Annotated in this window: 25 protein-coding genes; 9 read left to right on the forward strand and 16 right to left on the reverse strand. The window is 68.7% G+C overall.

Going from position 1 to position 26353, the window contains the following annotated elements:
* Nucleotides 1–42: 42 nt before the first annotated feature.
* Genes LQ566_RS14960 through sdhC form a run of 4 tightly spaced genes read right to left on the reverse strand, consistent with a single transcriptional unit; the run spans nt 43 to nt 3510 of the window.
* Nucleotides 43–801: a succinate dehydrogenase iron-sulfur subunit gene (locus LQ566_RS14960; protein ID WP_231092575.1), complete on the reverse strand. Its 759-nt coding sequence runs from the start codon at nt 799–801 to the stop codon at nt 43–45.
* Nucleotides 801–2603, reverse strand: coding sequence for a succinate dehydrogenase flavoprotein subunit (gene sdhA / locus LQ566_RS14965; RefSeq protein WP_231092576.1), 1803 nt, complete (start codon nt 2601–2603; stop codon nt 801–803). The genes LQ566_RS14960 and sdhA overlap by 1 nt, the downstream gene beginning before the upstream one ends.
* A gap of 26 nt (nt 2604–2629) precedes the next feature.
* Nucleotides 2630–3076, reverse strand: coding sequence for a succinate dehydrogenase hydrophobic membrane anchor subunit (locus LQ566_RS14970; protein ID WP_231092577.1), 447 nt, complete (start codon nt 3074–3076; stop codon nt 2630–2632).
* The gene (sdhC, locus tag LQ566_RS14975) at nt 3076–3510 is read right to left on the reverse strand and encodes a succinate dehydrogenase, cytochrome b556 subunit (RefSeq protein ID WP_231092578.1); all 435 of its coding nucleotides are present in this window, start codon (nt 3508–3510) and stop codon (nt 3076–3078) included. The genes LQ566_RS14970 and sdhC overlap by 1 nt, the downstream gene beginning before the upstream one ends.
* Nucleotides 3511–3725: 215 nt before the next feature.
* On the opposite strand from sdhC, the gene LQ566_RS14980 reads away from it, so the two are divergent.
* The 8 genes from LQ566_RS14980 (at nt 3726) to LQ566_RS15015 (ending at nt 13566) form a co-directional block, all read left to right on the forward strand.
* The gene (locus tag LQ566_RS14980; protein WP_231092579.1) at nt 3726–4844 is read left to right on the forward strand and encodes a mannose-1-phosphate guanylyltransferase; all 1119 of its coding nucleotides are present in this window, start codon (nt 3726–3728) and stop codon (nt 4842–4844) included.
* Nucleotides 4845–5050: 206 nt separating this feature from the next.
* Nucleotides 5051–6184, forward strand: a complete 1134-nt coding sequence (locus tag LQ566_RS14985) for a BMP family lipoprotein (RefSeq protein WP_231092580.1) — start codon at nt 5051–5053, stop codon at nt 6182–6184.
* A gap of 141 nt (nt 6185–6325) precedes the next feature.
* On the forward strand, nt 6326–7828 hold the full coding sequence (locus LQ566_RS14990; RefSeq protein ID WP_231092581.1) for an ABC transporter ATP-binding protein: 1503 nt from the start codon (nt 6326–6328) through the stop codon (nt 7826–7828).
* Nucleotides 7825–9213 carry an ABC transporter permease gene (locus tag LQ566_RS14995; protein ID WP_231092582.1) on the forward strand — a complete coding sequence of 463 codons (1389 nt, stop codon included), beginning with the start codon at nt 7825–7827 and terminating at the stop codon, nt 9211–9213. The genes LQ566_RS14990 and LQ566_RS14995 overlap by 4 nt, the downstream gene beginning before the upstream one ends.
* Nucleotides 9210–10508 (forward strand): ABC transporter permease, encoded by a 1299-nt coding sequence (locus LQ566_RS15000; protein ID WP_231092583.1) that lies wholly within the window; start codon nt 9210–9212, stop codon nt 10506–10508. Before LQ566_RS14995 ends, LQ566_RS15000 begins: the two co-directional genes overlap by 4 nt.
* 102 nt (nt 10509–10610) lie before the next feature.
* On the forward strand, nt 10611–11009 hold the full coding sequence (locus tag LQ566_RS15005; protein WP_231092584.1) for a cytidine deaminase: 399 nt from the start codon (nt 10611–10613) through the stop codon (nt 11007–11009).
* On the forward strand, nt 11006–12298 hold the full coding sequence (locus LQ566_RS15010; protein WP_231092585.1) for a thymidine phosphorylase: 1293 nt from the start codon (nt 11006–11008) through the stop codon (nt 12296–12298). Before LQ566_RS15005 ends, LQ566_RS15010 begins: the two co-directional genes overlap by 4 nt.
* A 152-nt stretch (nt 12299–12450) precedes the next feature.
* Nucleotides 12451–13566 (forward strand): adenosine deaminase, encoded by a 1116-nt coding sequence (locus LQ566_RS15015; RefSeq protein WP_231092586.1) that lies wholly within the window; start codon nt 12451–12453, stop codon nt 13564–13566.
* Between the two features lie 63 nt (nt 13567–13629).
* On the opposite strand, the gene LQ566_RS15020 is transcribed toward LQ566_RS15015, so the two are convergent.
* The 10 genes from LQ566_RS15020 to LQ566_RS15065 all read right to left on the reverse strand — a co-directional run bounded on the left by LQ566_RS15020 (nt 13630) and on the right by LQ566_RS15065 (nt 23417).
* Nucleotides 13630–14586 carry an SDR family oxidoreductase gene (locus LQ566_RS15020; protein WP_231092587.1) on the reverse strand — a complete coding sequence of 319 codons (957 nt, stop codon included), beginning with the start codon at nt 14584–14586 and terminating at the stop codon, nt 13630–13632.
* Complete coding sequence (locus tag LQ566_RS15025) at nt 14583–15539, reverse strand: bile acid:sodium symporter family protein (protein ID WP_231092588.1); 957 nt, start codon at nt 15537–15539, stop codon at nt 14583–14585. The genes LQ566_RS15020 and LQ566_RS15025 overlap by 4 nt, the downstream gene beginning before the upstream one ends.
* Before the next feature lie 33 nt (nt 15540–15572).
* Nucleotides 15573–16922: a flavin-containing monooxygenase gene (locus LQ566_RS15030; RefSeq protein ID WP_231092589.1), complete on the reverse strand. Its 1350-nt coding sequence runs from the start codon at nt 16920–16922 to the stop codon at nt 15573–15575.
* Nucleotides 16923–16988: 66 nt separating this feature from the next.
* On the reverse strand, nt 16989–17714 hold the full coding sequence (locus LQ566_RS15035; RefSeq protein ID WP_231092590.1) for a TSUP family transporter: 726 nt from the start codon (nt 17712–17714) through the stop codon (nt 16989–16991).
* A gap of 97 nt (nt 17715–17811) precedes the next feature.
* A complete protein-coding gene (locus LQ566_RS15040) occupies nt 17812–18975 on the reverse strand; it encodes a mannitol-1-phosphate 5-dehydrogenase (RefSeq protein ID WP_231092591.1) in 1164 nt (387 codons plus the stop codon).
* Nucleotides 18972–19412, reverse strand: coding sequence for a PTS mannitol transporter subunit IIA (locus LQ566_RS15045; RefSeq protein WP_231092592.1), 441 nt, complete (start codon nt 19410–19412; stop codon nt 18972–18974). The genes LQ566_RS15040 and LQ566_RS15045 overlap by 4 nt, the downstream gene beginning before the upstream one ends.
* Before the next feature lie 107 nt (nt 19413–19519).
* A complete protein-coding gene (locus LQ566_RS15050) occupies nt 19520–21130 on the reverse strand; it encodes a PTS mannitol transporter subunit IIBC (RefSeq protein WP_231092593.1) in 1611 nt (536 codons plus the stop codon).
* Nucleotides 21127–22794 (reverse strand): phosphoenolpyruvate--protein phosphotransferase, encoded by a 1668-nt coding sequence (ptsP, locus tag LQ566_RS15055; protein ID WP_231092594.1) that lies wholly within the window; start codon nt 22792–22794, stop codon nt 21127–21129. Before ptsP ends, LQ566_RS15050 begins: the two co-directional genes overlap by 4 nt.
* A gap of 3 nt (nt 22795–22797) precedes the next feature.
* Entirely contained in the window at nt 22798–23079 is a 282-nt protein-coding gene (locus LQ566_RS15060) for an HPr family phosphocarrier protein (protein ID WP_231092595.1), read from the reverse strand.
* A 32-nt stretch (nt 23080–23111) separates the two neighbouring features.
* Nucleotides 23112–23417 (reverse strand): PTS sugar transporter subunit IIB, encoded by a 306-nt coding sequence (locus LQ566_RS15065; RefSeq protein WP_231092596.1) that lies wholly within the window; start codon nt 23415–23417, stop codon nt 23112–23114.
* Between the two features lie 188 nt (nt 23418–23605).
* Here LQ566_RS15065 and LQ566_RS15070 point away from each other — a divergent pair, with 188 nt between their 5' ends.
* Nucleotides 23606–25501, forward strand: a complete 1896-nt coding sequence (locus tag LQ566_RS15070) for a BglG family transcription antiterminator (RefSeq protein WP_231092597.1) — start codon at nt 23606–23608, stop codon at nt 25499–25501.
* Between the two features lie 3 nt (nt 25502–25504).
* Here LQ566_RS15070 and LQ566_RS15075 read toward each other — a convergent pair whose 3' ends face one another.
* Together LQ566_RS15075 and LQ566_RS15080 are read right to left on the reverse strand one after the other, a co-directional pair.
* Nucleotides 25505–25771 (reverse strand): HPr family phosphocarrier protein, encoded by a 267-nt coding sequence (locus LQ566_RS15075; RefSeq protein ID WP_231092598.1) that lies wholly within the window; start codon nt 25769–25771, stop codon nt 25505–25507.
* Entirely contained in the window at nt 25768–26352 is a 585-nt protein-coding gene (locus LQ566_RS15080; protein ID WP_231092599.1) for a GNAT family N-acetyltransferase, read from the reverse strand. The genes LQ566_RS15075 and LQ566_RS15080 overlap by 4 nt, the downstream gene beginning before the upstream one ends.
* Between the last annotated feature and the right edge of the window lies 1 nt (nt 26353).

Below are 26353 nucleotides of genomic sequence, written 5' to 3' on the forward strand. Positions count from 1 at the left end.
GGGGCGCCGTCATCGACGGCGCCCCTCTGGTCTGCGGTGAGTTCAGCGACGGCCGGACAGGACCGCCTGCTTGACCTCGGCGATGGCCTTGGTGACCTCGATGCCACGGGGGCACGCCTCGGTGCAGTTGAAGGTGGTGCGGCAGCGCCACACGCCTTCCTTGTCGTTGAGGATGTCCAGGCGCACGTCAGCGGCGTCATCTCGGGAGTCGAAGATGAAGCGGTGCGCGTTGACGATGGCGGCGGGGCCGAAGTACTGCCCATCCGTCCAGAAGACCGGGCAGGACGACGTGCACGCAGCGCACAGGATGCACTTGGTGGTGTCATCGAAGCGCTCGCGCTCGACGATCGACTGCGTGCGCTCCTTGCCCGGCTCGGCCGCCTTGGCCGGCTGCAGGAAGGGCTGCACCTCGCGGTAGGAGGCGAAGAACGGCTCCATGTCGACGATCAGGTCCTTCTCCAGCGGCAGACCCTTGATCGCCTCGACGTAGATCGGCTTGGAGATGTCCAGGTCCTTGATCAGCGTCTTGCAGGCGAGCCGGTTGCGGCCGTTGATGCGCATGGCGTCCGAACCGCAGATGCCGTGCGCGCACGAGCGGCGGAACGACAGCGAACCGTCGACCTCCCACTTGATCTTGTGCAGCGCGTCCAGCACGCGGTCGGTGGCGTAAAGCTCCACGTCGTAGTCCACCCAGCGCGGCTCGGCGTCCTGCTCCGGGTCGAAACGACGGATGATGAACGTGACCGTGTAGGCCTGCACACCGGAGTCGTTGGTGGGTGCCTCGGCGAGATCAGTCGACATCAGTACTTCCTCTCCATCGGCTGGTAGCGGGTGACGACGACGGGCTTCCAGTCCAGCTTGATGTGGTCGGTGGCGTCATCGGAGTGGGGGTCACCGGTGAGGTAGGCCATCGTGTGCTTCATGTAGTTCTCGTCGTCGCGCTTCGGGAAGTCGTCGCGCATGTGACCGCCACGGCTCTCCTCGCGGTTGCGGGCCGCATACACGACCACCTCGGCGAGATCGAGCAGGAAGCCCAGCTCGATCGCCTCCAGCAGGTCCGTGTTGAAGCGGCGACCCTTGTCGTCGACGTAGATGTTCTTGTAGCGCTCGCGCAGTTCCTCGATGGTACCCAGCACGCTGGTCAGCGACTCCTCGGTGCGGAACACCTGAGCCTTCATGTCCATCTCGTCCTGCAGACGCTTGCGCAGCGTGGCGATGCGCTCCGTGCCCTTGGCGTTGCGGATGCCCTCGACCATGTCGATGACGGCCTGCGCGGGGTTCTCCGGAAGCGGCACGAACTCGGCCGCGTTGGCGTACTTCACGGCGTTGCGACCGGCGCGCTTGCCGAACACGTTGATGTCCAGCAGGGAGTTGGTACCGAGGCGGTTGGAACCGTGCACTGACACGCACGCGCACTCACCGGCGGCGTAGAGTCCCGGAACCACGGTGTTGTTGTCCGCGAGGACCTCGGCGTCGTTGTTGGTGGGGATGCCGCCCATGGCGTAGTGCGCGGTGGGCATCACCGGAACCGGCTCGACCACCGGGTCCACGCCCAGATAGGTGCGCGCGAACTCGGTGATGTCGGGGAGCTTGGTCTCCAGGACCTCGGCGCCCAGGTGCGTGCAGTCCAGCAGCACGTAGTCCTTGTGGGGGCCGGCGCCGCGCCCGTCCAGGACCTCCTGGACCATCGAGCGCGCCACGATGTCGCGCGGTGCGAGGTCCTTGATGGTGGGGGCGTAGCGCTCCATGAAGCGCTCACCGGAGGCGTTGCGGAGGATGGCGCCCTCACCGCGCGCACCCTCGGTGAGGAGGATGCCCAGGCCCGCGAGGCCGGTGGGGTGGAACTGGAAGAACTCCATGTCCTCCAGCGGCAGCTTCTTGCGCCAGATGATGCCGACGCCGTCACCGGTGAGGGTGTGGGCGTTGGAGGTGGTCTTGAACATCTTCCCGAATCCGCCGGTGGCGAAGACGACCGCCTTGGAGTGGAACACGTGGATCTCGCCCGTGGCCAGCTCGTAGGCGACGACGCCCGCGATCTTCGTGTCCGCGCCCTCGCCGACCGTGATGAGGTCGAGAGCGTAGAACTCGTTGAAGAAGTTGATGCCCAGCCGCACGCAGTTCTGGAACAGCGTCTGCAGGATCATGTGACCGGTGCGGTCAGCCGCGTAGCAGGCACGGCGCACCGGCGCCTTGCCGTGATCGCGGGTGTGGCCGCCGAAGCGGCGCTGGTCGATCTTGCCCTCGGGGGTGCGGTTGAAGGGAAGACCCATGTTCTCGAGGTCGATGACCGCGTCGATGGCCTCCTTCGCGAGGATCTCCGCCGCGTCCTGGTCGACGAGGTAGTCACCGCCCTTGACGGTGTCGAAGGTGTGCCATTCCCAGCTGTCCTCTTCGACGTTGCCGAGTGCGGCTGCCATGCCGCCCTGCGCCGCTCCCGTGTGGGAGCGCGTCGGGTAGAGCTTGGAGATGACCGCGGTCTTCGCGCCGGGGCCCGCCTCGATCGCCGCGCGCATGCCGGCGCCGCCGGCACCGACGATGACGACGTCGAACTGGTGGTAGTGCACGCCGTCCTTGACGTACGAGTCTGCTGTCTCAGTAGCCACGCTGTGATGCCTCTCCGGATTCCCGCTCAACTGCACGTCACACCGGCGACCACGTCACCGGCGGTGGCGCCGATGCAGGGGTCGAAGGCGATCACGACGTAGGTGCCGAGGATGATGAGGACCGCCGCGGCGATCCAGATCAGGCTGACGAGCACCGTGCGAACGGTCTTGTGGGTCACGTAGTCGTTGGTGACGGTGGTCATGCCGTTGGCGCCGTGGATCAGAGCGAGCCAGAGCATGAGCCCGTCCCAGACCTGCCAGAAGCCGCCGGCGTACTTGCCCGCCACGAACCCGAACGTGATCTGGTGGATCCCCTCGCCCGTCAGTAGGTTGACGAACAGGTGCCCGAAGATCAGGACGATCAGCAGCACGCCGCTGATGCGCATGTAGAGCCAGCCCCACTTCTGGAGGTTGAAGCCGCCGTTGCGCTTGACGTGCGGCGTGCGCGGCATCGCGAGCATCTCCGCGGTCATCAGTGACCACCTCCCACAGAGCTGAACACGCGCACGAGGTGCGCGGGGGCGAAGCCGGCCATCACCACGACCCAGACCGCGATGACGCCCCAGAAGAGCTGGCGCTGGTACTTGGCGCCCTTCGACCAGAAGTCGACGAGGATGATGCGCAGGCCGTTGAACGCGTGGAAGGCGATCGCCGCGACCAGCACCGTCTCTCCCAGACCCATGACCGGGTTCTTGTACGTGCCGATGACGGCGTCGTACGCCTCCGGCGACACAGTCAGCAATGCCGAGTCCAGCACGTGGACCAGCAGGAAGAAGAAGATCGCGACACCGGTGATGCGGTGCAGAACCCAGGACCACATGCCTTCGTTACCCCGGTACAGGGTGCCGCGCGGCGTCTTCGATGTGGTCTCGGATACCGACGGTGTCAAGCGAGCGCTTGTGGACACGTCGTCCTCCCTGATCGATGAGAAGCGCAGGCGTGAACGGCACGCGGGCGCATCCACATCCTATGCCCGCCGTGCAGAAGGGTCGAGAAAGGACACCCTTACTCTGGGGGTACCGTCGCTCCGCCCGGGCGTGCCGCCGCCGCGGACGCCGGTGAACTCGCTCGCCTGTGCGAGCCGCCAGGAACGGGCAGAGCGGTGCCGGTACGGTGAGGGGCATGACTGTGCCCTTGGACGACTTCTACGCTGTGATCCCGGCGGGAGGCATCGGCAGCCGCCTGTGGCCGCTGTCCCGCGCCGACGCGCCGAAGTTCCTGCACGATCTGACGGGTTCCGGACATTCCCTGCTGCGCGACACCTGGGACCGTCTGCTGCCCCTGGCCGGACCCGAGCGCATCGCCGTGGTCACCGGGCGGGCGCATCGAGCGGCAGTGGAGGAGCACCTCCCCGACCTGGCGGACATGAACGTCTTCCTGGAGTCCGAGCCCCGGGAGTCATCGGCTGCCATCGGCCTCGCCGCCGCGATCCTGCATCGGCGCAACCCCGACGTGATCATCGGATCCTTCGCCGCCGATCACGTGATCCGCGGGGAGCGGGTGTTCGAGTGGGCGGTGCAGCAGGCGGTCGCCGTCGCGCGCGCGGGCTACATCTGCACGATCGGCATCACCCCGACCGAGCCGTCCGTCGGCTTCGGCTACATCAAACGCGCCGACGACGAGCTCGCGGTGGAGGGCGCTCCCGAGGCGGCGCTGGTCGAGCGCTTCGTCGAGAAGCCGGACCTCGCCACGGCCAAGCAGTATCTGGAGGAGCGCACCTACCTCTGGAACGCGGGGATGTTCATCTCCCGCGCCGATGTGCTTCTCGAGGAGCTGCGCCGGACGAAGCCCGCGTTGCACGCGGGTCTCATCGAGCTGGCGGAGGCATGGGATGACAAGGAGCTGCGCGGTCCGGCGGTCGATCGGATCTGGCCGCGGCTGGAGAAGATCGCCATCGACTACTCGGTCGCCGAGCCCGCCGCCGATGCGGGTCGTCTCGCCGTCATCCCGGGGCACTTCGACTGGGACGACGTCGGCGACTTCGCCAGCCTCGCAAAGCTGCAGAACCGCGGCCGCCCGAGTGATCTGGCCATCATCGGCGCAGAGGCCCGCGTGCTCGCCGACGCCTCCAGCGGCATCGTGGTCAGCCAGACCAAACGCGTGATCTCCCTCATCGGCGTGCGCGACATCGTGGTGGTCGACACTCCGGACGCGCTGCTGGTCACCACCAGCGAGCACGCCCAGCGCGTGAAGGGTGTCGTAGACGCGCTGAAGCTCACGGGCCGCGGCGACGTTCTGTAGTCGCGCACGCTTCCGCGTGATCATCTGCGCAGGTCAGCGCGCAGAATCGCGGGCGAAAATCCGGCTTCGTGCTCATATGAGCACGACGTTGAGGATCTGTTGCATCTCGATAACCATTGGATCTGCACCCGTCGAAGCGCGCATGTTTCCGGGTAGTTTTCGATTGCTCCCGTGAAGTCCGCGGGGCCTATCCCGTGGAGGCCTGAGTGACCATCTCAACCACCAAGAAGATCGTGGGCGTCGCAGCAGCAGCCGGCCTGCTCTTCGCGCTCGCCGGCTGTGGTGCCGCACCCGAAGACACCACGTCGACGTCGGGCGCAGGCGCCACCGGCGGTGCCGAGAAGCCCGCTGACAGCAACTTCAAGCCCTGCATCGTCTCCGACGACGGCGGATGGAACGACAAGTCGTTCAACCAGTCCGCCAAGGAGGGCCTCGACAAGATCGCCGCCGAGCTCGGCGTCAAGACGGTCGAGCTGCAGTCCGACGGCGACAGCGACTACGCGCCCAACCTGGAGCAGCTGGTCAGCCAGAACTGCACCTACATCGTGACCGTCGGCTTCAAGCTGGCCGCCGCCACGGTGGACTCGGCCAAGGCCAACCCCGACATCAACTACGCGATCATCGACGATTCCGCCGATGTCGACCAGGACGGCAAGACCGACGCGCCGAACATTAAGCCGCTGCTGTTCGACACCGTGCAGGCTGCCTACCTCGGCGGTTACGCCGCTGCCGCGTGGTCTGACGCCAGCGGCGTCAACAAGGTCGGCACCTTCGGTGGCATCCCGATCCCGCCGGTCACCATCTTCATGGACGGCTTCGTCGACGGTGTGAAGAAGTTCAACGAGGACAACAGCAAGAACGTCGAGGCCATCGGCTGGGACGTCGCTGCGCAGAACGGTCAGATGACGGGTGGCTTCGCAGCCAACGACACCGCCAAGCAGACCGCTCAGTCGCTGCTGGACCAGGGTGCTGACGTGCTGCTGCCCGTCGGTGGCCCGATCTACCAGTCGGCTGCTGCCGCCATGGCAGAGGGCGACGTCATGCTCGGCGTCGACTCCGACGTGGCCGTGTCCGACCCCTCGGTCGCCGACAAGGTGCTCGTCTCGATCATGAAGCGCATCGACGAGGCCGTGTACACCTCGGTCAAGGAAGCCGCTGCTGGCAACGTGGACGTGACCCCCTACCTGGGCACGCTCGCCAACGACGGTGTCGGCCTCTCCAGCTTCCACGACTTCGAGTCGAAGCTGCCCGCCGGTCTCACCGACAAGCTGGATGCCCTGAAGAAGGACATCATCGACGGCAAGATCACGGTCACCTCGGTCTCCTCGCCGAAGGCCTGACCCACTCCCGGATGCGGCCGGGCGGAATCCTCCGCCCGGCCGCATCTGCTGTCATCACCCCGGATCGAGCACCAGCGGCGCGCACATCGCGGCCTGTTGACGCTCTGTCCTCTGAACACGTGTCCTCGATAAGGTGCACCCATGAAGCTTGAGCTCCGCGGAATCACGAAGCGGTTCGGCAACCTCGTCGCCAACGACCACATCTCCCTGACTGTCCAGCCCGGTGAGATCCACGCGCTGCTCGGGGAGAACGGCGCCGGAAAGTCCACCCTGATGAACGTCCTGTACGGCCTCTACCAGGCCGACGAGGGCGAGATCCTGCTGGATGACGTCGTCCAGAACTTCGCCGGCCCCGGCGACGCGATGTCCGCCGGCATCGGCATGGTGCACCAGCACTTCATGCTGATCCCGGTCTTCACCGTGGCCGAGAACGTGATGCTCGGCCACGAGCAGACCCATGGTCCCGGCATCCTCGACATCGACGCCGCCCGCGAGCACGTGCGCACCGTGGCGGCGCGCTTCGGGTTCGAGATCGACCCCGACGCGATCGTGGAGGACCTTCCGGTCGGCGTCCAGCAGCGCGTCGAGATCATCAAGGCTCTGGCACGCGATGCCCGCGTGCTGGTGTTCGATGAGCCCACCGCCGTGCTCACCCCGCAGGAGACCGATGAGCTGATGGCCATCATGCGTCAGCTGCGCGAAGAGGGCACCGCCATCGTCTTCATCACCCACAAGCTGCGCGAGGTGCGTGAGGTGGCCGATCGGATCACCATCATCCGTCTCGGACGCGTCGTGGGGGAGGCTTCGCCCACCGCGAGCAACACCGAGCTGGCGTCCCTCATGGTGGGCCGGGCGGTCGAGCTCACGGTGCACAAGAATGCACCCGACATCCGCCCGGGCGGCCTGGTCGTCAGCGACCTGAGCGTGCAGCTGCCGTCGGGTCAGCTCGCCGTGGATCACATCAGCTTCGAGGTGCGCCCCGGTGAGGTGCTCGCCATCGCCGGTGTGCAGGGCAACGGTCAGACGGAGCTGGTCGAAGCGCTCGTCGGCATGCAGAACCGGGTCACCGGCTCCGCCCGGCTGGGGGATGTCGAGCTGGTGGGCAAGAACGTGCGAGCGGTGCTCGACGCCGGTGTCGGCTTCGTGCCCGAGGACCGCAACGAGGATGGCCTGGTCGGCTCGTTCTCGGTGGCGGAGAACCTCATCCTCGATCGTTCCTCCGATGCGCAATTCGCGGTCGCGGGCACGATCCGCCGCGGTGCGCTTGACACCTTCGCGCGTGACCGCATCGCGGAGTACGACATCCGGACGCAGGGCCCGCAGACCCCGGCGGCTGCGCTCTCGGGCGGCAACCAGCAGAAGGTGGTGATCGCCCGCGAGCTGAGCCGCGACCTGACGCTCTTCATCGCGTCCCAGCCCACGCGCGGCGTCGATGTCGGCTCGATCGAGTTCATCCACAAGCGCGTCGTCGAGACGCGCGATTCGGGCGTGCCCGTCATCGTCGTCTCCACGGAGCTCGACGAGGTCACCGCGCTCGCCGACAAGATCGCGGTGATGTACCGCGGACAGATCATGGGCATCGTCCCCGCGGACACCCCGCGCGACGTGCTCGGCCTCCTGATGGCGGGAGAGAAGGCAGCATGAACGAGAAGAACAGCGGATCGGACGACCCGCTCGCGGCAGCAGGACCAACGGCTGCTGCCGAGGCGGTCGCGGCCGAGAAGACCATCACCACCGAGGTGGCCAGCACCGCCGGAGCGCTCGCCGCCCAGGGCGAGCCGAGTCGCAACATCCAGAACATCCCGGTTCCCCGCGGCAACGCGGTGATGCGGGAGATCCTCCGCGGCAGTGTCGTCACGACGCTGTTCGCGATCCTCGCGGCCTTCATCATCGGCGGCATCCTCATCGCCGCCACCGACCCCGCCGTGCAGAAGGCGTCCGGCTACTTCTTCAGCCGCCCGATGGACACCATCTCCGCCATCTGGCACGCGGTGTCCAACGGCTACTGGGCCCTCTTCCGCGGCTCCATCTTCGATCCCGAAGCGGCGAACTTCGTGCGGATGATCCGCCCGCTGACGAACACGCTCGGCTTCGCGGTGCCGCTCATCCTCGCCGGTCTCGGTGTCGGCCTCGCCTTCCGTGTGGGCCTGTTCAACATCGGTGCTCAGGGGCAGATGCTCATCGCGGGCGTGTTCGCCGGCTTCCTGTCGTTCCAGATGTCGATGCCGATGTGGCTGCACATCCCGTTCACCATCCTGGTCGCCGCCCTCGGTGGCGCGGCATGGGCCGGAATCGCGGGCTTCCTCAAGGCGCGCACGGGTGCGCACGAGGTGATCCTCACGATCATGCTGAACTGGATCGCCCTCAACCTCGTCGGCTTCCTGGTGCGCACTCCCGGGCTGCAGAAGCCCGGATCGAACCAGTCGCAGTCGGTTGCGACGCCCGAAACCGCACAGCTGCCGGCACTGGCCGGCCCGCAGTTCCCGGGACTGAATCTCGGCCTCATCGTGGTGATCATCCTCACGGTGGTGGTCTGGTGGCTGATGGAGCGCTCCAGCCTCGGCTTCCGCATGCGCGCCGTGGGCGAGAACCCCCACGCAGCCCGTGCCGCGGGCATCAGCGTCGACCGGATGTACATCTACGCGATGATGTTCGCCGGAGCCCTCGCCGGCATCGCCGGTGCGTACCAGGTGACCGCCGTCACCACCTCCGGCTTCGACAACCGCTTCGATGCGGGCGTCGGCTTCGACGCGATCACCGTGGCGCTGCTCGGACGCAGCCGCGCCGGCGGCGTGTTCGCGGCCGGTCTGCTCTTCGGCGCTCTCAAGGCCGGATCCTTCGCGATGAGTGGCCAGGGCATCCCGTCCGAGATCGTCGTGGTGGTCCAGTCGATCATCGTTCTCTTCATCGCGGCACCCCCGCTGGTGCGGACGATCTTCTTCCTCCCCAAGAGCGACGCGGAGATCGCGGCGAAGCTCAAGGCCAAGGCAGCCAAGAAGGCGGCCAAGACGAAGGCGGTGGCGGCATGACCGTGACTGACATCCAGACTCCCGCCCCGGCGGCGACGGCGGACATCAAACCGCCGCTGAAGCTGAAGGTGCCGGTGTCGCTGACCGTCGCGTTCGCGCTGCTCGGCCTGCTGCTGCTGCTCGCGCCCCGCCACGGGGACGCCATCTTCAACCTGGACCCGAACTCGTCCCAGAAGATTCCGGTCGTGCTCGGGGATCTGCCTGTGCCCGCCGACGTGACCATCGCGTTCTGCATGGTGGTGCTCGCTCTCCTCACTGCCTGGACCTGGTTCGCCACGGCGACCCGGCGCAAGGCGGGGGCCTGGGCACCGGTGATCTTCGGCGCGCTGGCCGTGTTCGTCTTCGTGACGTGGGCCGCGGCCGGCGCCAGCGGCAAGGTCCCGGTCGTGGGCCTGCTCTCGGGCGCGCTCTCGCTCGCCGTGCCGCTCGTGTTCGGCGCGCTCGGCGGCATCATCGGCGAGCGCGTGGGTGTTGTCAACGTGGCGATCGAGGCGCAGTTCCTCCTCGGCGCGTTCATGGCGGCGATCACGTCGTCCATCACGCACAACCCGTACGTCGGACTGATCGGCGCGATGATCGGCGGCATGCTGGTCGCCTTCGTCCTCGCCGCGTTCGCGATCAAGTACCTGGTGGAGCAGGTGATCATCGGTGTCGTGCTCAACGGCCTCGTGCTCGGTCTCACGAGCTTCCTGTACCAGATCGTGCTGGTGCCGAACGCTCCCGCTCTGAACACCCCCGCGCAGTTCGGCAACCTGAAGATCCCACTGCTCGGAGACATCCCGGTGATCGGCCCGGTGCTGTTCAACCAGCCGTTCATCGTGTACCTGATGTACATCGTGGTGCCGCTGGTGGCATTCAGCCTGTACCGCACCCGCTGGGGTCTGCGCGTTCGTGCCGTGGGCGAGTACCCGCGCGCCGCCGACACCGTGGGTATCAACGTGAACCGTGTGCGCTTCACCAACGTCGTGCTCGCCGGCGCGATCGCCGGTGTGGGCGGTGCGTACTTCACGCTCGCCTCGGTGCCGCTGTTCACGCAGAACATGACCAACGGCCTCGGCTTCATCGCCCTCGCCGCGGTCATCTTCGGCCGCTGGGACCCGATGCGCGCGACCTTTGCCGCGCTGCTGTTCGGCTTCGCGCAGAACCTGCAGAACACCTTCAGCGCCCTGCAGTCGCCGGTGCCGAAGGAGTTCCTGCTCATGCTGCCGTACGTCGTCACCCTGATCGCCGTGGCCGGCTTCGTCGGCCGCATCAAGGGTCCGGCGGCGTCGGGCAAGCCCTACATCAAGGGCTGACACATTTCATAGCGCGCGAATGGGCCCAATTCGACCCGGATTGGGCCCATTCGCGCACAACGGAGATCGTCGACGCGGCCACGAGCCGCAGGAGAGGAAGACATGGACATCGCCTGGGACGAGCTGCGAACGGCGGCCGTGGAAGCCATGCAGAAGGCCTACGTGCCGTACTCGAGATTCAAGGTGGGCGCTGCTGCACTCGTCACCGACGGACGCATCGTGTCGGGCTGCAACGTGGAGAACGCCTCGTACGGTGTGACCCTCTGCGCTGAATGCGGCCTGGTGTCGGCGCTGCACATGTCCGGGGGCGGCCAGCTGGTGGCCTTCGTCTGTGTGGACGGTGAGGGGCGCACGCTGATGCCGTGCGGTCGCTGCCGGCAGCTGCTGTTCGAGCACGCGGTGCCGGGCATGCTGCTGGAGACCGTCTCCGGCATCCGCACCATCGACGAGGTCCTGCCGGACGCGTTCGGTCCCCGCAACCTCGAGGAGGCGGCACGATGACCCTGGAGCCGTTCGCCGCCGTCGACGTCATCGCCGCCAAGCGCGATCGTCACCCCGTCGCCGAGGACGCCCTCCGATGGATGATTGACGCCTACACGCGCGGCTACGTGTCGGATGCGCAGATGTCGGCGTTCGCGATGGCGATCTTCCTCAACGGCATGAGCCGCGACGAGATCCGCGTGATGACCGAGGCCATGATCGCCTCCGGGGAGCGGATGAGCTTCGACGGGCTCGGCAAGACGACGGTGGACAAGCACTCCACCGGCGGCGTCGGAGACAAGATCACGCTTCCGCTCGCGCCGCTGGTCGCCGCATTCGGCGTCGCGGTGCCGCAGCTGTCCGGTCGCGGTCTCGGGCACACCGGTGGGACGCTCGACAAGCTCGAATCGATCCCGGGGTGGCGTGCGGCGCTGTCGAACGAGGAGATCTTCGCGCAGCTGCGAGGCGATGCCGGAGCGGTCATCTGCGCCGCCGGCACCGGGCTCGCCCCCGCCGACAAGAAGCTGTACGCCCTGCGTGATGTCACCGGCACCGTTCAGGCCATTCCGCTGATCGCCTCGTCGATCATGTCGAAGAAGATCGCCGAGGGCACCAGCGCGCTGGTGCTGGACGTGAAGTTCGGCTCGGGTGCCTTCATGCAGGACATCGACCGTGCCCGCGAACTGGCCGAGACCATGGTCGCGCTGGGAACGGACTCCGGCGTCTCGACCACGGCCCTGCTCACCGACATGAACGTGCCGCTCGGACTCGCGATCGGTAACGCGAACGAGGTGCGCGAATCGGTGGAGGTGCTCGCCGGCGGCGGCCCGGCCGATGTCGTGGAGCTCACCCTCGCGCTGGCACGCGAGATGCTGGCACTGGCCGGGCAGCCCGATGCGGATGTCGAGGCGGCTCTCGCCGATGGGCGCGCGATGGACCACTGGCGCAGCATGATCATCGCGCAGGGCGGCGATCCGGATGCTGCGCTTCCCGTGGCCCGCGAGACGCACACCGTGACCGCGCCGCGTGACGGATTCGTCACGCGGCTGGAGGCCCTTCCCTTCGGCGTGGGGGCATGGCGACTGGGCGCTGGTCGTGCTCGCGCCGAGGACGCCGTCGTTCATGCGGCCGGCATCGATCTGCACGTGAAGCCCGGCGACGCCGTGCGTGCGGGAGATCCGGTCTTCACCCTCTCTGCGGAGGACGAGGCCCGCTTCGCCGGTGCTCTCGCCTCGGTGGAGGGCGCGTGGGAGATCGGCGACACCGCCCCCGAGCGCACGCCGATCGTGCGCGAGCGCATCACCGCGTGAATTCCTGCTGCCGTGGACTCGACCGAGTCGGGTCCACGGCAGCGCTTCGTCCGCTCGGCGGCGCGCCCGCGATGACACACGCGCTCGTATCCCGCGGCCTCACCGCGTAGTCTGCGAGTGCCTCTCTTTCGCCACGTCCCTCCGGAGGAAACATGTCCATCGACGCCCACGGCGATGTCCGCATCGACGGTGTCTCGCTGCGCAGCCTGCCCAAGGTCTCGCTCCACGATCACCTGGATGGCGCCGTCCGCCCCGAGACGGTGGTGGAACTGGCGGCGGAGGCCGGTATCGAACTGCCGGCCGCCGACGCCGACGGTCTCGTGGCGTGGATGCTGCAGCGCACGCAATCCGGATCTCTGGAGGAGTACCTCACGGCGTTCGAGCCGGTGCTGGCCGTGCTGCAGACCCGGGAGGCGCTGACCCGGGTGGCGCGGGAGTACGTGGAGGACCTTGTTGCGGACGGCGTGGTGTACGGCGAGGTCCGCTGGGCACCGGAACTGCACATCGCGGGCGGCCTGTCGATGGCGGAAGCCGTGGACGCGGTACAGGACGGCTTGGAGCAGGGCGAGGACGACGCCGACGACAACGACGCGGAGATCCGCGTTTCCCAGATCCTGTCGGCGATCCGTGGGGGCGCGTACGTGCGTGAGGTCGCCGAGCTGGCTGTCGCGTCGCGCGACGCCGGCGTGGTCGCATTCGACATCGCGGGTGCCGAAGACGGCAACCCGGCATCGGAGTACGCCGATGTCTTCACCTATCTGGCGAACGAGTTCCTCCCGGTGACGGTGCACGCGGGCGAGGGCGCCGGAGTGGACTCGATCCGTTCGGCGCTGATCGACGGGCGTGCCCTCCGTCTCGGGCACGGCACGCGCATCGCCGAGGACCTCAGCATCGTGGGCCGCGCCGACGACGAGGTGCGCGTGCAGTTCGGCGACGTCGCTCGCTGGGTGCGCGACCGGGAGATCCCGCTCGAGCTGTCGCCGTCCTCCAACCTGCAGACCGGCGCCATTGAGGCGTGGGGCGACCAGATCGCCGACCACCCCTTCGATCTGCTGTTCCAGCTCGGCTTCGCGGTCACCGTGAACGCCGACAATCGCACCATGAGCCGCACCTCGCTCACCCGGGAGCTGGCGCTGCTGGCCGAAGCGTTCGGCTACGGGCTGGAGGACATCGAGTCGTTCCAGCTCAATGCCGCCGCTGCCGCGTTCCTGTCGGTGGAGGAACGCGAGGAGCTGATCGAGCTCATCGGCGAGGGCTTCGCCCGCTGAGCCGAGGTGCCGGGCGGCCACTTCGCAGGGTGGCTGCTCGGCTCGGGGCACCCGGCCCCGGGGTCACTCGTTCGCGAGGCCGGGATGCGTGGCGAGGTAGGCGTCGAAGGCCTCCGCAGATGTCTTCGACGGCGTGTAGCCGAAGTCCTGTTTCAGCGCGTCGTTCGCGAGCACAGGGCGGTACCGGAGGAAGCGGACCTGTTCCGGACCCCAGGGCACCAGCTTCAGCGCCCGGCCGATCCGCAGGCCGGCCGCGAGGGCCGGGGCGGGAATGGTGAGCAGCGGCTTGCCGAGCCGCCGCGCCAGTTCGGGCACGGTGAGGGCGCCGTCGCCGGCGACGTTGTAGATGCCCGCGGGTCCGTCGGTGGCCGCCCGGGCCATCGCCGCCGCGACGTCGTCGACCCACACGAAAACGAAGGGGGAGTCGGCGCCGGCGATGCGCAGGATGCGCTTGCCATCCCACATCGCCGTGATCTGGTTGCGAACGGTGGGTCCGAGGATCGTGCCAATGCGGAAGACCACCTGCTCCAGCTCCGGGTGATCCCTCCGCGCGTCCGCAAGCATCTCCTCGACCAGCCGCTTGTGGCGTGAGTAGCTGAACTCGTCGTTGCCGCGCACCGGGTCGCTCTCGCGCAGCCAGGGCGGATTGTCGGCGTGATACCCGTATGCGGCACCGGAGCTGGAAACGACGAGGCGGCGCACACCGGCGCACATGCAGGCCTCCAGCACGTTGCGGGAGCCATCGACGTCCACCCGGTACTCGACGGCGACATCTCCGCCGGGATTGACGATCGCCGCCAGGTGGACCACCACGTCGATGCGGTGCTCGCGCAGGAGGGGTCCGAGGGCGTGCGGGTCGGTGACGTCGCAGACCGCCTCGATGACCCCGTGCCGTGCCGTGCGCCCGGCGATATCCGCGGACACCACGACGGAGACGTCATCCCGTTCCTGCAGAGCCGTCACCACGTGGGAGCCGAGGAACCCGCTTCCCCCGGTGACGAGAACGCGCCTCCCCGTCATCCTTCCCGCCCGCCGATGCTGCGGCCGGATGCGTCTCCCCGCGACGACCCCGTGCGAACGCGAGTGCGCCAGGCCCAGAGCGATGACACGATGAGGCCGGCGATGATGTCCCAGATGCCCCACCAGCCGGCCACGATCGCCATTCCGCCGAGGCCGCCGAAGAACGTGAACACGAGCCCGAGCCCGAGTCCCGCATTGCGGATGCCCACCTCGAATGTCATCGCCTTGCGCTCGCGCGTGCCGAGTCCGCCCAGTACGGCGGTGCCGTAGCCGAGCCCGAGCGCCACGGCGTCGTGCACCGTCACGACGATCACCAGCAGTCCGAGCACGGAGACGAAGATCGCCCAGTTGCCCACGAGCGCCACCGCGATGAACGCGACGAGAGCGATGAGGCTGAACCAGTGCACGATCGGGTGTGCCCGCCGGGCGAATCCGGGAAGCTTGGCCCGCAGCAGCAGACCGAGGCCGAACGGCAGCCCGACGATGAGGAGGACCTCCAGCAGCATCTGCCCGGGGTTCAGAGTGACGGCCTCGAGGATGTCGCGCGTACGCGGGTTCAGTGAGCCCCAGAAGGCGATCGAGAGCGGCATCGCGAAGATGTACATCACGTTGCCGACGGCGGTCATCGACACGGACAGGGCCACGTTGCCGCCGGAGCGATGCGTCAGCACCTGGGAGATGTTGCCCGGTGGGCAGCAGGCCACCAGGATCATGCCGAGCGCCATGGAGTCGGTCACCGGGAGCACGAAGGTGAGGCCGAAGGTCACCAGCGGCAGCAGCAGGAGCTGCGCCAGGATCGCGATGATGAACGGCTTCGGGTGCGTGAGGACCACCCGGAAATCGCTCGGGGCGGTGTCGAGGGCGATGCCGAGCATGATGAGGCTCAGCACCACGTTGAGGGCGAGCAGCGAGCCGGGCGCGACCTGGATCGCGTCGATGACATCAGGATTCATGCGGGACCTGGCCTCGGCGACGGGAGCGGGGGTTCATCGCGCCAGCGCCTTCGGCCGGCGACGGCGTCTTTTCAGGGTGCCCGGCGCATCCGCCACCACGAGCGAGCCGAGCGCATCGCGCACGGCGGCGCGGTAGGCGTCCTTGTTCACGTAGTACGACATGCGATCCAGCCCCAGGTACCGGTAACCGCCCGTGGTGTCCGGCCATCGGTCTTCCGTCACGCGACGGCGGAACTCGGCGGCCCGTGACGGATGCAGCTGCGCAGCGCGCAGGTAGGCGGCGATGAGCTCCGCCTGCTCGTAGCGCCCCTGCCAGCCGATGCCGGATGCCTCGATCATTCCCATCACGTACAGGCCGGAGAAGTCGGGCGGGAAGATGTTCAGGAACAGATCGGGGGAGGCGCCGCGCCAGTGCAGTGCCTCCCGCTCGACGAAGGGGTAGTCCAGCGTGTATCCCGTTGCCAGCAGCACGAGGTCGTAGTCGTCCGACGAGCCGTCGCGGAAGTGCACCGTGCTGCCGTCGAAGCGGTCGATGTCGGGACGGATGCGGAGATCCCCCTGACCGAGGTGGTTCAGGATCAACGTGTTGACGATGGGGTGCGACTCGTAGATCTTGTAGTCCGGCTTCGGGAAACCGAACCGGACCGGGTCGCCGGTGAAGACCTGCAGCACCCGCTTGTCGATGAACTGCTTCACGGGAGCCGGGAGCGGGCGTCCCTGGTTGAGCGTGTCCGACGGGCGCCCGAACAGGTAGCGGGGTACGAAGTAGTACCCCCGGCGCACGCTCATGTCGACGGCCGCGGCGTGGTGGACCGCGTCCACGGCGATGTCGCACCCGGAGTTCCCGGCGCCGATGATGAGCACGCGCTTGCCGTCGAGCTGGGCGGCGCTCTTGTAGCGGCTGGTGTGCATCAGCTCGCCGCTGAACTCACCGCTGAACTCGGGGATGTTGGGGTGGGCGAGGGTGCCGTTGGCGAGGATCACGCCCGCATGGCGTCGCTCGATCGTGCCCTCCGGTCCCTCCGCAACCACCAGCCAGCCGGAGACGTCCTGCCGTACCGACACCACCGTGGTGTCGAACCGGAACTGCGCGGTGAGGCCGAACGTGTCCGCGTAGTCGCGGAAGTACTGCCGCATCACGCGGTGCCCGGGGTAGTCCGCGGTGTCGGGCAGCGGGAACTCGCGGAACTGCGTCGTGGTGCGCGAGGAGATCAGGTGTGCCGACTCGTACATCGTCGATCGGGGATTGTCGATGTCCCAGAGGCCGCCCACACCGGAGGAGGACTCGTAGCCCTCGAACGGGAGGCCGCCGGCCTGGAGGGCCCGTGCCGCGGCCAGACCGCTGGGGCCGGCGCCGATGATGGCATACGTGGATCGTTCCACGGGTACTCCGTACGTCTTCGTTGCGGATGGGACCGGGGTGGTCAGTTTCGGGTGTGACGCGCTCGCTCAGCCGGCGAGGGCGACGATGCCCCGCACGAACACGACGATCGTGCCGAGCCAGGCGAAGCCGAGCATACCCTGTCGCGCGATCGGCGCAGGGACGAATCGCACCAGCAGCGACCCCACCACGATTCCGGTCGCCGTGGCCACGCCACCCCACACCAGATCGCTCGCTGGGACCGGCGGCAGACCGCGAAACAGCACGGCGAGCAGACTCAGTCCCACGAACACCGCCTGCACACTCGCGGCGAAGGAGCGCTGCTCCCACTCGGTGGCGACGGCATATGCCCCCAGCACCGGACCGGACATCCCGCTCGCGACGTTCAGTGCTCCGGCCGAGGCCCCCGCGGTGAGCGTGCCGGATCGGCCGTGATACAGACGGGAGAAGCCCGGGATGCGGCTGGCGGTGAGGGCGAAAGCGGCGAGCGCGGCGATGAGCAGCAGCATCGCGGGCTCCGGCAGCAGCCGGACCGCCCACGCCGCCAGCGGCGCGACGACTGCGGCGGGCAGGAGCAGCCACAGCACCCGGCGCCACACGATCTGCTTCCACACGAGCGGGAGAGCGGCGAGGGAGGCGATGAGGGCGAGGAAGACGCTCATCGCTGTGCCCGTGTACGCCCCGTAGAGCAGGATCACTGGTGCCGTGAGAACCAGCACGAAACCGAGTCCGGTGATCCGCTGGATGACGCCGGCGACGAGGGCGGCGCAGGCGAGCAGGAGCGGGGTCAGCACGCCCGCTACTCTATGCGACCTCCACGGGTCGCTTCGGTCTGTGGGCGAGAACCGCCGCAATGCGCCGATTCTCGCCCACAGGCGGAAGTCTCGCCTGTCAGCGGAGGGAGGTGAGGCGCTCCGAGATGACGGCGACCACGTCGTCGAACAGCGGGTGCTCCGGATCCAGACCCGTGATCTCGCGGGCGAGGGCGGGGGCATCGGCGGAGCCGCGCAGCAGCTCCTGCAACTGCACCGACTGCTCGTCGGCGGGGTCGGAGAACTCCAGCGCCGCACCCACCGCGTGCAACAGCGCCTCCGTAGCGAGACCGCGCTCGGCCGCCTCCGCGGAGGGGCCGATGAAGCGCTCGTGACGGCTGAGCTTGCGCAGCGGCTGACGCCCGACGCGCCAGACCGTGTCGGGCAGCTCGGGATTGCGGAATCGGTTCAGGATCGTCGCCCGGTACTCCGCGAGGCTTTCGGCGGACAAACCGTGCTTCGCCTCCAGCACCGCGGAGGTCTCCTCGAGCGCACGCGCCACGCCGTCCTCGACGGCCGCGATCGCGAGGGCGTCCGAGATGCTCTCCGCCCCGGCTGCGGCACCGAGGTACGCGGTGGCGGCGTGGCCGGTGTTCACGGTGAAGAGCTTGCGCTCGATGTACGGCGCGAGGTCGTCGACGAAGTGCGCACCCGGGATGTTCGGCGGGTTGTCGCCGAACGGGCGGCGCTCGATGGCCCACTCGAAGAACGGCTCCACGGTCACGTCGATTCCCTCGCCGGGCGCCTGTGCGGGCACGATCCGATCCACGGCGGTGTTGGCAAAGACGGCGCGGTGCGACAACTCGCGCCAGTCCGCTCCGGCGCGCTCGACGATGGCCTCACGCAGCGTGTCCGTCGCCCCGATCGCGTTCTCGCACGCCATGACCTGCAGCGGCGCGGCATTCTCGTCGCGGCGGCGGAGGCCGTCCAGGATGTTGGCCGCGACGAACTTCAGCACCGTGGGGCCCACGGCCGTGGTCACCACGCTCGCCGCGGCGATCTCCCGCGCGAGGGCCTCCGGGTCCGCCGCACTGTCGATAGCGCGGAAACCGGTGACCACGTGATCCACCCCGCCGGGTCCCGCCTCGTGCACGGTGTACTCATCGGCGGCGTTGATGGCGTCGACGAGGGCGGTCGCCACGTCGCTGAACACCAGCTCGTAGCCGCCGTCGTGCAGCAGCCACCCGACGAAGCCGCGCCCGATGTTGCCCGCGCCGAAGTGCACGGCTGTGGGCGCGCTCATGCTTCGTTCACCGTGGCGACCAGCTCGAACAGCTCCTGCGGCGTGGCAGCAGCCTTGAGGCGGGCGAGGTCGTCCTCATCGGAGAACAGGATGGCGATGCGCCCGAGGATCTCCAGGTGCTCATCGCCCTTGCCCGCGATGCCCACCACGAAGCTCACCGGCTCGCCGCCCCAGTCCACGCCGCCGTCGTAGCGCACCAGCGACAGACCGGACTCCAGGATGGTGTCCTTGGTCTCGTTCGTGCCGTGCGGGATGGCCAGCTCGTTGCCCATGTAGGTGGACACCGTGGCCTCGCGCAGCTGCATGGCGGCGAAGTAGCCGTCGGTGACGGCGCCGGCGGCGACGAGGATGTCGGCGGCCTCCTTCATCGCGGCTTCCTGCGTGGTGCCGTTCGGGTGGATGCGGACGGAATCGGGACGGAGGATCGAGTGGGACATTGTGTTCCCTTCCACGGGGTGTTCGGCCTATCGGTGTCCGGCGCGGTCGGACCGTCGCCGAGGGCGGGAGCGGCCCGGATTTCCCGGACCGCTCCCGGAGATGATGCTCAGGAAGCATCCTCCTGCTGTTTGCGCACGCGGTCCACGACCTCGTCGTACTTCGGAGAGTTCATGAAGTTATCGACCGACACGTGCACGGCGGAGGGGTTGCGCTCCGTGGCGCGCTGGGTGAGCTGCGCCTGCGTGACGATGAGGTCCTCGGTGCCGTCCAGGTTCGCGATGGCCTTGTTGGTGACCGTCACCCCCTCGATGCCCGCCTTCTTGAACTTGTTGCGCAGCACGCTCGCGCCCATGGCGGAGGAGCCCATGCCGGCGTCGCACGCGAACACGATGTTCTTCAGCTCACGCTCGTCGGCGGCTCCGGTGATGGTGCCCGCCTGCGTCTGGGCGACCTCGCCGGCCGCGCTGGAAGCCGCGAGACCCCCGAGCACGGACGAGCCCTTGCCCTTGTTCGCCTGGGTCTGCGCGACCGCGGCGGACAGGTCGCCGGCGTTCTCCGCCGCCAGGTCCTTCTTGCGGCTGGCCCGCAGGATGATCGCCGCGATGACGAACGAGACCGTCGCAGCCAGCAGCACGGAGAGGATCACTCCGAGGTAGCTGTCCTTCGACGTGGCCGCGAGGACCGCGAAGATCGAGCCGGGAGCGGCGGGGGCCACCAGGCCCGAGTTGAACAGCACGTTGGTGGCCACACCCGTGGCACCACCGGCGATCGCGGCGAGGATCACCATCGGCTTCATGAGCACGTACGGGAAGTAGATCTCGTGGATGCCGCCGAAGAACTGGATGATGATCGCACCGGGGGCGGAGGCCTTCGCCGCGCCGATGCCGAAGAACGTGAACGCCAGCAGGATGCCGAGGCCGGGACCGGGGTTGGCCTCGATGAGGTACAGGAAGGACTTGCCCTGCTCGATGACCTGCTGGGTGGCCAGCGGCGTGAACACGCCGTGGTTGATGGCGTTGTTGAGGAACAGCACCTTGGCCGGCTCGACGATGATCGACAGCAGGGGGAGGATGCCCAGCTCCACCATCCACTTGACCACAGCACCCAGCGTGTTGCTGATGAGCTGCATCGCCGGACCGAAGCCGAAGAAGCCGAGGATCGCGAGCAGGAATCCGAGGATGCCGGCCGAGTAGTTGTTGACGAGCATTTCGAAGCCCGGCTTGATCTTGCCGTCCCACAGCCGGTCCATCTGCTTGGTGAGCCAGCCCGCGAACGGGCCCATCACCATCGCACCGAGGAACATGGGGATGTCGGTTCCCACGATGACGCCCATGGTGGCGATGGTGGCCACGACGCCGCCGCGCTCGCCGTACACCATGCGGCCCGCGGTGTTCGCGATGAGCAGCGGCAGCAGGTAGGTGATCATCGGCCCGACGAGACCGACGTACTGCTGGAAGGTGTTGCCGTCCTCGCCCACCGCCAGCTGCGTGCGCGAGCCCATCCAGCCGATCAGCGACTGATCGCCGAAACCGCCGAAGATGTCGGCGACGGGATGCCAGCCGCCGAGCCAGCCGGTGGCGATGAACAGGGTGGTGATCAGACCCCACGCGATGAACGCCGCGATGTTGGGCATGATCATGCCGGAGAGGAACGTGCCGAATCGCTGTACGGCGACGCGGGCTCCTCCTCGGGTCTGGGTCGGTGACGCCGTCGTCATGACTGGTTCTCCTTTTCTGCTGCGGCTCGCGCCGCTGCTCGTGCACCGGCCGCATCGGATGCGGCCAGTGCTGCCGCGGCGATGCGGCGGGCATCGTCCAGCGTGTATCGGGTGAGGGAAGCGCGCACGTCGGCGAGAGCCGACGGCGCCATCGAGAGACTGGTGGCGCCGAGGCCGACGAGCACCACGGCCAGCAGCGGGTCGGCGGCAGCCTCGCCGCAGATGCCCACGGGCTTCGCGAGCTCGGCACCGGCGGAGCCCACCGAGCCGATGAGGCTCAGCACCGCCGGGTGCCACGGACTCTGCAGATCGGCGACGGATCCGAGCAACCGGTCTGCCGCCATCGTGTACTGCGTGAGGTCGTTGGTGCCGATCGAGGCGAACTCGGTGCGCGCGAGCACGCGGTCGGCGATGAGCGCGGCCGCCGGGGTCTCGATCATCACGCCCGCGGTCTTCAGACCGTGCTCGTGGACGATCGCGGTGAAGTACTCCGTCTCCTCCACGGTGGCCACCATCGGTGCCATGACCCAGAGATCGGCGTCGGTCACCGCATCCGCCGCCGCGAGTGCGGTCAGCTGATCGCGGAGGATCTGCTCGCTCGCGCGGAGTGCCCGGATGCCACGGACTCCGAGGGCGGGGTTCTCCTCCTCGCTGTCGTTGAGGAAGGACAGCGGCTTGTCCGCGCCGGCGTCCAGCGCGCGCACCACGACCTTGCGGCCGGGGAAAGCCTCCAGCAACTGCGTGTAGGCGGCCTGCTGCTCGGCGACGGACGGTGCGGTGTCCGCGGAGAGGAACAGGAACTCGGTGCGGAACAGGCCGACGCCTTCTGCTCCCTTCGCCACGGCCTCGGCAGCACCTGCGGGCGAGCCGAGATTGGCGAGCAGGGGCACCGCTGTGCCGTCGGCGAGGGCGCCGGCACTGAGCGGTGCGGCGGCTGCGGCCCGACGGGCTCGCGCCTTCGCGGCTGCCTTCTCGAGTTCGGTCTCGCTCGGCGATGTGATGACCGTGCCGGTCTCGGCGTCGACGATCACCGTCTCGCCGTCGACCAGCGATGCGGCACCGGACACGCCGACGATGGCGGTGATGCCCTTCTCGCGAGCCAGGATGGCGGTGTGCGAGGTGGGCCCGCCGTCGCTGGTGACGACGGCGAGGACCAGGTCCAGATCCAGGAGCGCGGTGTCGGCGGGGGCCAGATCGCGCGCGACGAGCACGTACGGATGGCCGGGTTCCGGCAATCCGGGCGCGGCGACGCCTCGCAGCTGCGCGAGGACGCGCTGGGCGACGTCGTCGAGGTCCGCCGCACGCTCGCCCAGGTACCCGCCGGCCTCGGTGAGCAGATCCCGGAACGCCGCGAACGCGTCCACGACCGACCACTCGGCGGTGTATCCGGCGTCGATGCGCTCATCCACCTGGTCGGCGAGCTCGGGGTCCTCGGCCATCATGGCCTGGGCTTCGAGCACGTCCTGCGCGGTGCCGCCTGCGCGGGCGCCGCGGCTTTCCAGCTCACGTGCGACGGCGTCGACGGCCGTGCGGAAACGCGCCTTCTCCGCATCGGGAGCCTGTGCGGACGCGGTCTTGTCGGGTGCCGGCAGCGGGTCGGCGATGCGGGCGACCGGCCCCTGGGCGACGCCCAGGCCGATGCCCACTCCGGTCAGCTCAGCCACGGTTCACTCCGCGTCGATGTCGCTGGCGAGGAGGGCCGCGAGGGAGTCGATCGCGGCGGCCGCCCCGGGAGCGTCCGCGTCGGTGGCGAGCACGACCTCGTCGCCGTGCTCCGCACCGAGCGAGATGACGCCCAGGATGCTGGCCGCGTTGGTGGGCTTGCCCTCACCCTTCTGGATGGTGATCGGCAGGCCGAGCTCCTTCGCCGCCTGCGCGAACAGCTTCGCCGGGCGGGCGTGGAGGCCGTGCGAGGAGCCGACGGTGACGGTGCGCGTGATGGTGGTCATGTGATCCTCCGGATGAGTGGGTTGAAAGGAAATCAGGTCAGCTGGTTCACGAGCGCGAGGGTCTTCGCACCGGTGAGATCTCGGAGGCACTGCTCCGGAAGCACCTCGACGCGGGCCGGTGCGAGCTGCTCTCTGGCCTCGCCGAGAACGTGCGAGAGGTGGGGGCCGATGAGGACCAGATCCGCCTCCGCGGCACGATCGGAATCGCTCGCGAGGGAAGCCCCCCAGCTCCCGGCCCGAGCGGACAGCGGGAACCCGCCCTCCCGGGCTGCTCTTTCCAAGCGCTGGGCGACGAAGGTGCTGGAAGCACCCGCGCCGCACACGATCAGGATCTTCATCGACCCACCTCCTGATCTCATGGTCGTCCTCGCGTGCACAGGCCACAACCAGGGTGGTTTCCGCCCCCGAGGAAAATACTTTCCGCCCGACACCGGCCACGCGGCCGATGTCGCGGGCTAGCATCGGGCAGGAGCGAGGACGCCCCGCGGACGTCCGCTCGCCCCCGACGCGGAGCTCAGGAGGTGCGATGACCAGGCAGCGACAGGATCGGCTCGTCGACCTCCTGGTGCGCTCCGGCACCTGGCGCACGGCAGCCGACCTGGCTGACCGGCTCGGGGTCACCACCCGCAGTATCCGCTCCTACGTGGCCGCGGTGAACGAGCGCGTCGGTGGTGCCGATGCCATCGAGTCCGGCGCGATGGGCTACCGGGTGCGACCCGATCGGCTCGCAGCCATCCGCGACACGGCCGACGAGAACGTCCCGGACGTCCGGCGGCATGCCATTGGACGCACGATCGTGCTGGCCGACGACGGCGTCGACGTCTATGCGCTGGCGGACGAGCACTTCGTCAGTGAGGGAACGATCGAATCCGACCTCGCGTGGGTGCGGGCACGCGGCGTGGAGCGGGGACTGCGCTGGGAGCGGCGCGGTCCGCTCGTGGGCTTCGTGGGCGAGGAGGGTGCACGCCGGGCGACGCTGCGCTCGCTGCTGCTCGCCGACACCCCCGGCGGCTTCGATGAGACCGTGGTGGAGGGTCTGCTCGGCACGGGCAGCGTCGACCGCAGCCGTGTGCTGCGCGCCCGGCTGAGCGCACAGCTGACCGCAGGCGGGTACTTCGTGAACGAGTTCGCCCTCGGCGGGGTCGCCTTCGCGGTGCTGCTGGCGGCCTGGCGATCCTCCGCGGGCGCCGTGATCGAGCCTGTCGGCGACGCTGTGGTGGACCCTGCGGCGCGCCAGGTCGTGGACGACGTCATCCGTGAGGTCCTCGGAGCAGCGCTTCCCGCCGCGGAGGTGGACGCGCTCACCGTGCTGCTGCGCGTGCGCGGAGCCGTCGCCTCGGGATCTCCCTCGGACGACACCGATGACGATGCGGCGATCGCGGGGGAGCTGCGGCGGATCGTCGACGCGGTGACCGAGCGGTTCGCGGTTCCGGCTCTCGAAGACGACGTGCTGACCCGCCTCGTGGCGCACGTGCAGAATCTGCGGCGTCGCTCCAGCGGCGGCGAGTGGAGCCGCAACCCGCTCACCCGTACGCTGAAGGCGTCGTATCCGCTGCTGTTCGACGTCGCCGTGGCGCTGGCCAGCGCGCTCTACGAGCGCTTCGGGATCCCGGTCCACGACGACGAGGTGGCGTATCTCGCGATGCACATCGGAGGCCAGTGGGAACGGCGGCGCTCGCTGGAGAACCGGCTGACCGCCACCCTGGTGTGCCCCGGGTACTACGAGATGCACGAACTGCTGCGCACCGGCATCGAGCAGTCGCTCGGCTCCGTGCTGATGATCACCGACGTGCACACGGACGCCGAGCCGTCCGGCGGTTTCGACACGGACCTCGTGCTGACCACGCTGGAGTCGGGGCAGAACGCCGACAACGTGGTGCAGATCTCGCCGTTCTTCACCGACGTGGATGCGGAGCGCGTGATGGCGGCGGTGGCACGGATCCGTCGTTCGCGCCGGCTCTCGCAGTTCCGGGCCGAGCTGTCACGCTACTTCGTGCCCACGGCGTTCGTGCGGGGGATCGAGGCCGGTGCCGACGAGGAGAGCGTCATCCGCCGCCTCGGGGCGCTCCTGGTGGCAGAGGGGGTGATCGACGAGGAGTACGTCGAAAGCACCGTGGTGCGGGAGCGGACCTCCTCCACCGCCTTCACGGAGACCCTGGCGGTGCCGCACGCGATCGGGATGACCGCCACGCGCACCGCCATCGCCATCGGGATCGCCGAATCGACCCTGTCCTGGGGAGATGCCCGGGTGCAGGTGGTGGCCATGGTCGCCTTCAGCGAGACCGATCGCGAGGCGTTCCAGACGGTGTTCGAACAGTTCGTGGAGGTCTTCTCCGACGCCGCCTCGGTGCAGCGTCTCGTGCGCCGCGGTACCGATTTCCCCGCCTTCCTGGAGCAGCTGGCCGCCCTCATCGACGGCTGAGACTCACTCGGTCGCGCGGAGGATCGCGGCGATTGCGGCCACCACCCCCGACGCGCCGGCCCCGCGCGCTCCCACTCCCACCGTCGTGCCGGCGCGAAGGTCCGCCGCCATCAGCGACAGGACGCTGGCGGCGTTGAGCTCTGAGCCGGACCCGGCTCGCAGCATCACCGTTCCGGCGAAACCTCCCGCGCGGGCCGCGACCGCAGCGGCCGGGCGCGCGTGCAGATCCTGCCCCAGCACCACCTCGGCGGTGGCGTCGAGATCGCTCACAGCTCGCCGAGACGGGCGCGCAGCCCGGTACGCACCGTGGGCCACTCGTGCGGGAGGATCGAGTACACGACGGTGTCGCGCAGCGTCCCGTCCGGTCCGAAGCGGTGGTTGCGGAACACGCCGTCCTGCTTCGCCCCCAGGCGCTCGATCGCCCGCCGTGAGGCGAAGTTGTGGAAGTGCGTGCGCAACTCCACGGCGATCACCCCGCACGTGTCGAAGGCGTGCGCGAGCAGCAGCAGCTTCGTCTCGGCGTTCACTCCCGTCCCGCGGGCGTCGAGCGCGAGCCAGGTGTAGCCGATCTCGGTGCGCGGAAGCTCCGGCTGCACGTTGCAGAACGTCGTCTCCCCGACGATCGCGTCATCCTCCAGGCGCCGGATCGCGAACGGGTTCATCGTCCCGCGATCACGCTGCGCGAGCCGGTCGGCGATGTCCTCGTCGATGCCGTCCGGACGGGGTGCCACCGTGTACCAGAGCGCATCGGTGTTCCCCGCTGCGGCGGCGCGCAACCCCTCGGCGTGCGCCTCGCTCAGCGGCTCGAGGCGGACGCGGCTTCCAGTGAGCGTGACGGGGGCGTCGATCATC

This window comes from Microbacterium nymphoidis, assembly GCF_021044885.1.
Classification (GTDB): domain Bacteria; phylum Actinomycetota; class Actinomycetes; order Actinomycetales; family Microbacteriaceae; genus Microbacterium; species Microbacterium nymphoidis.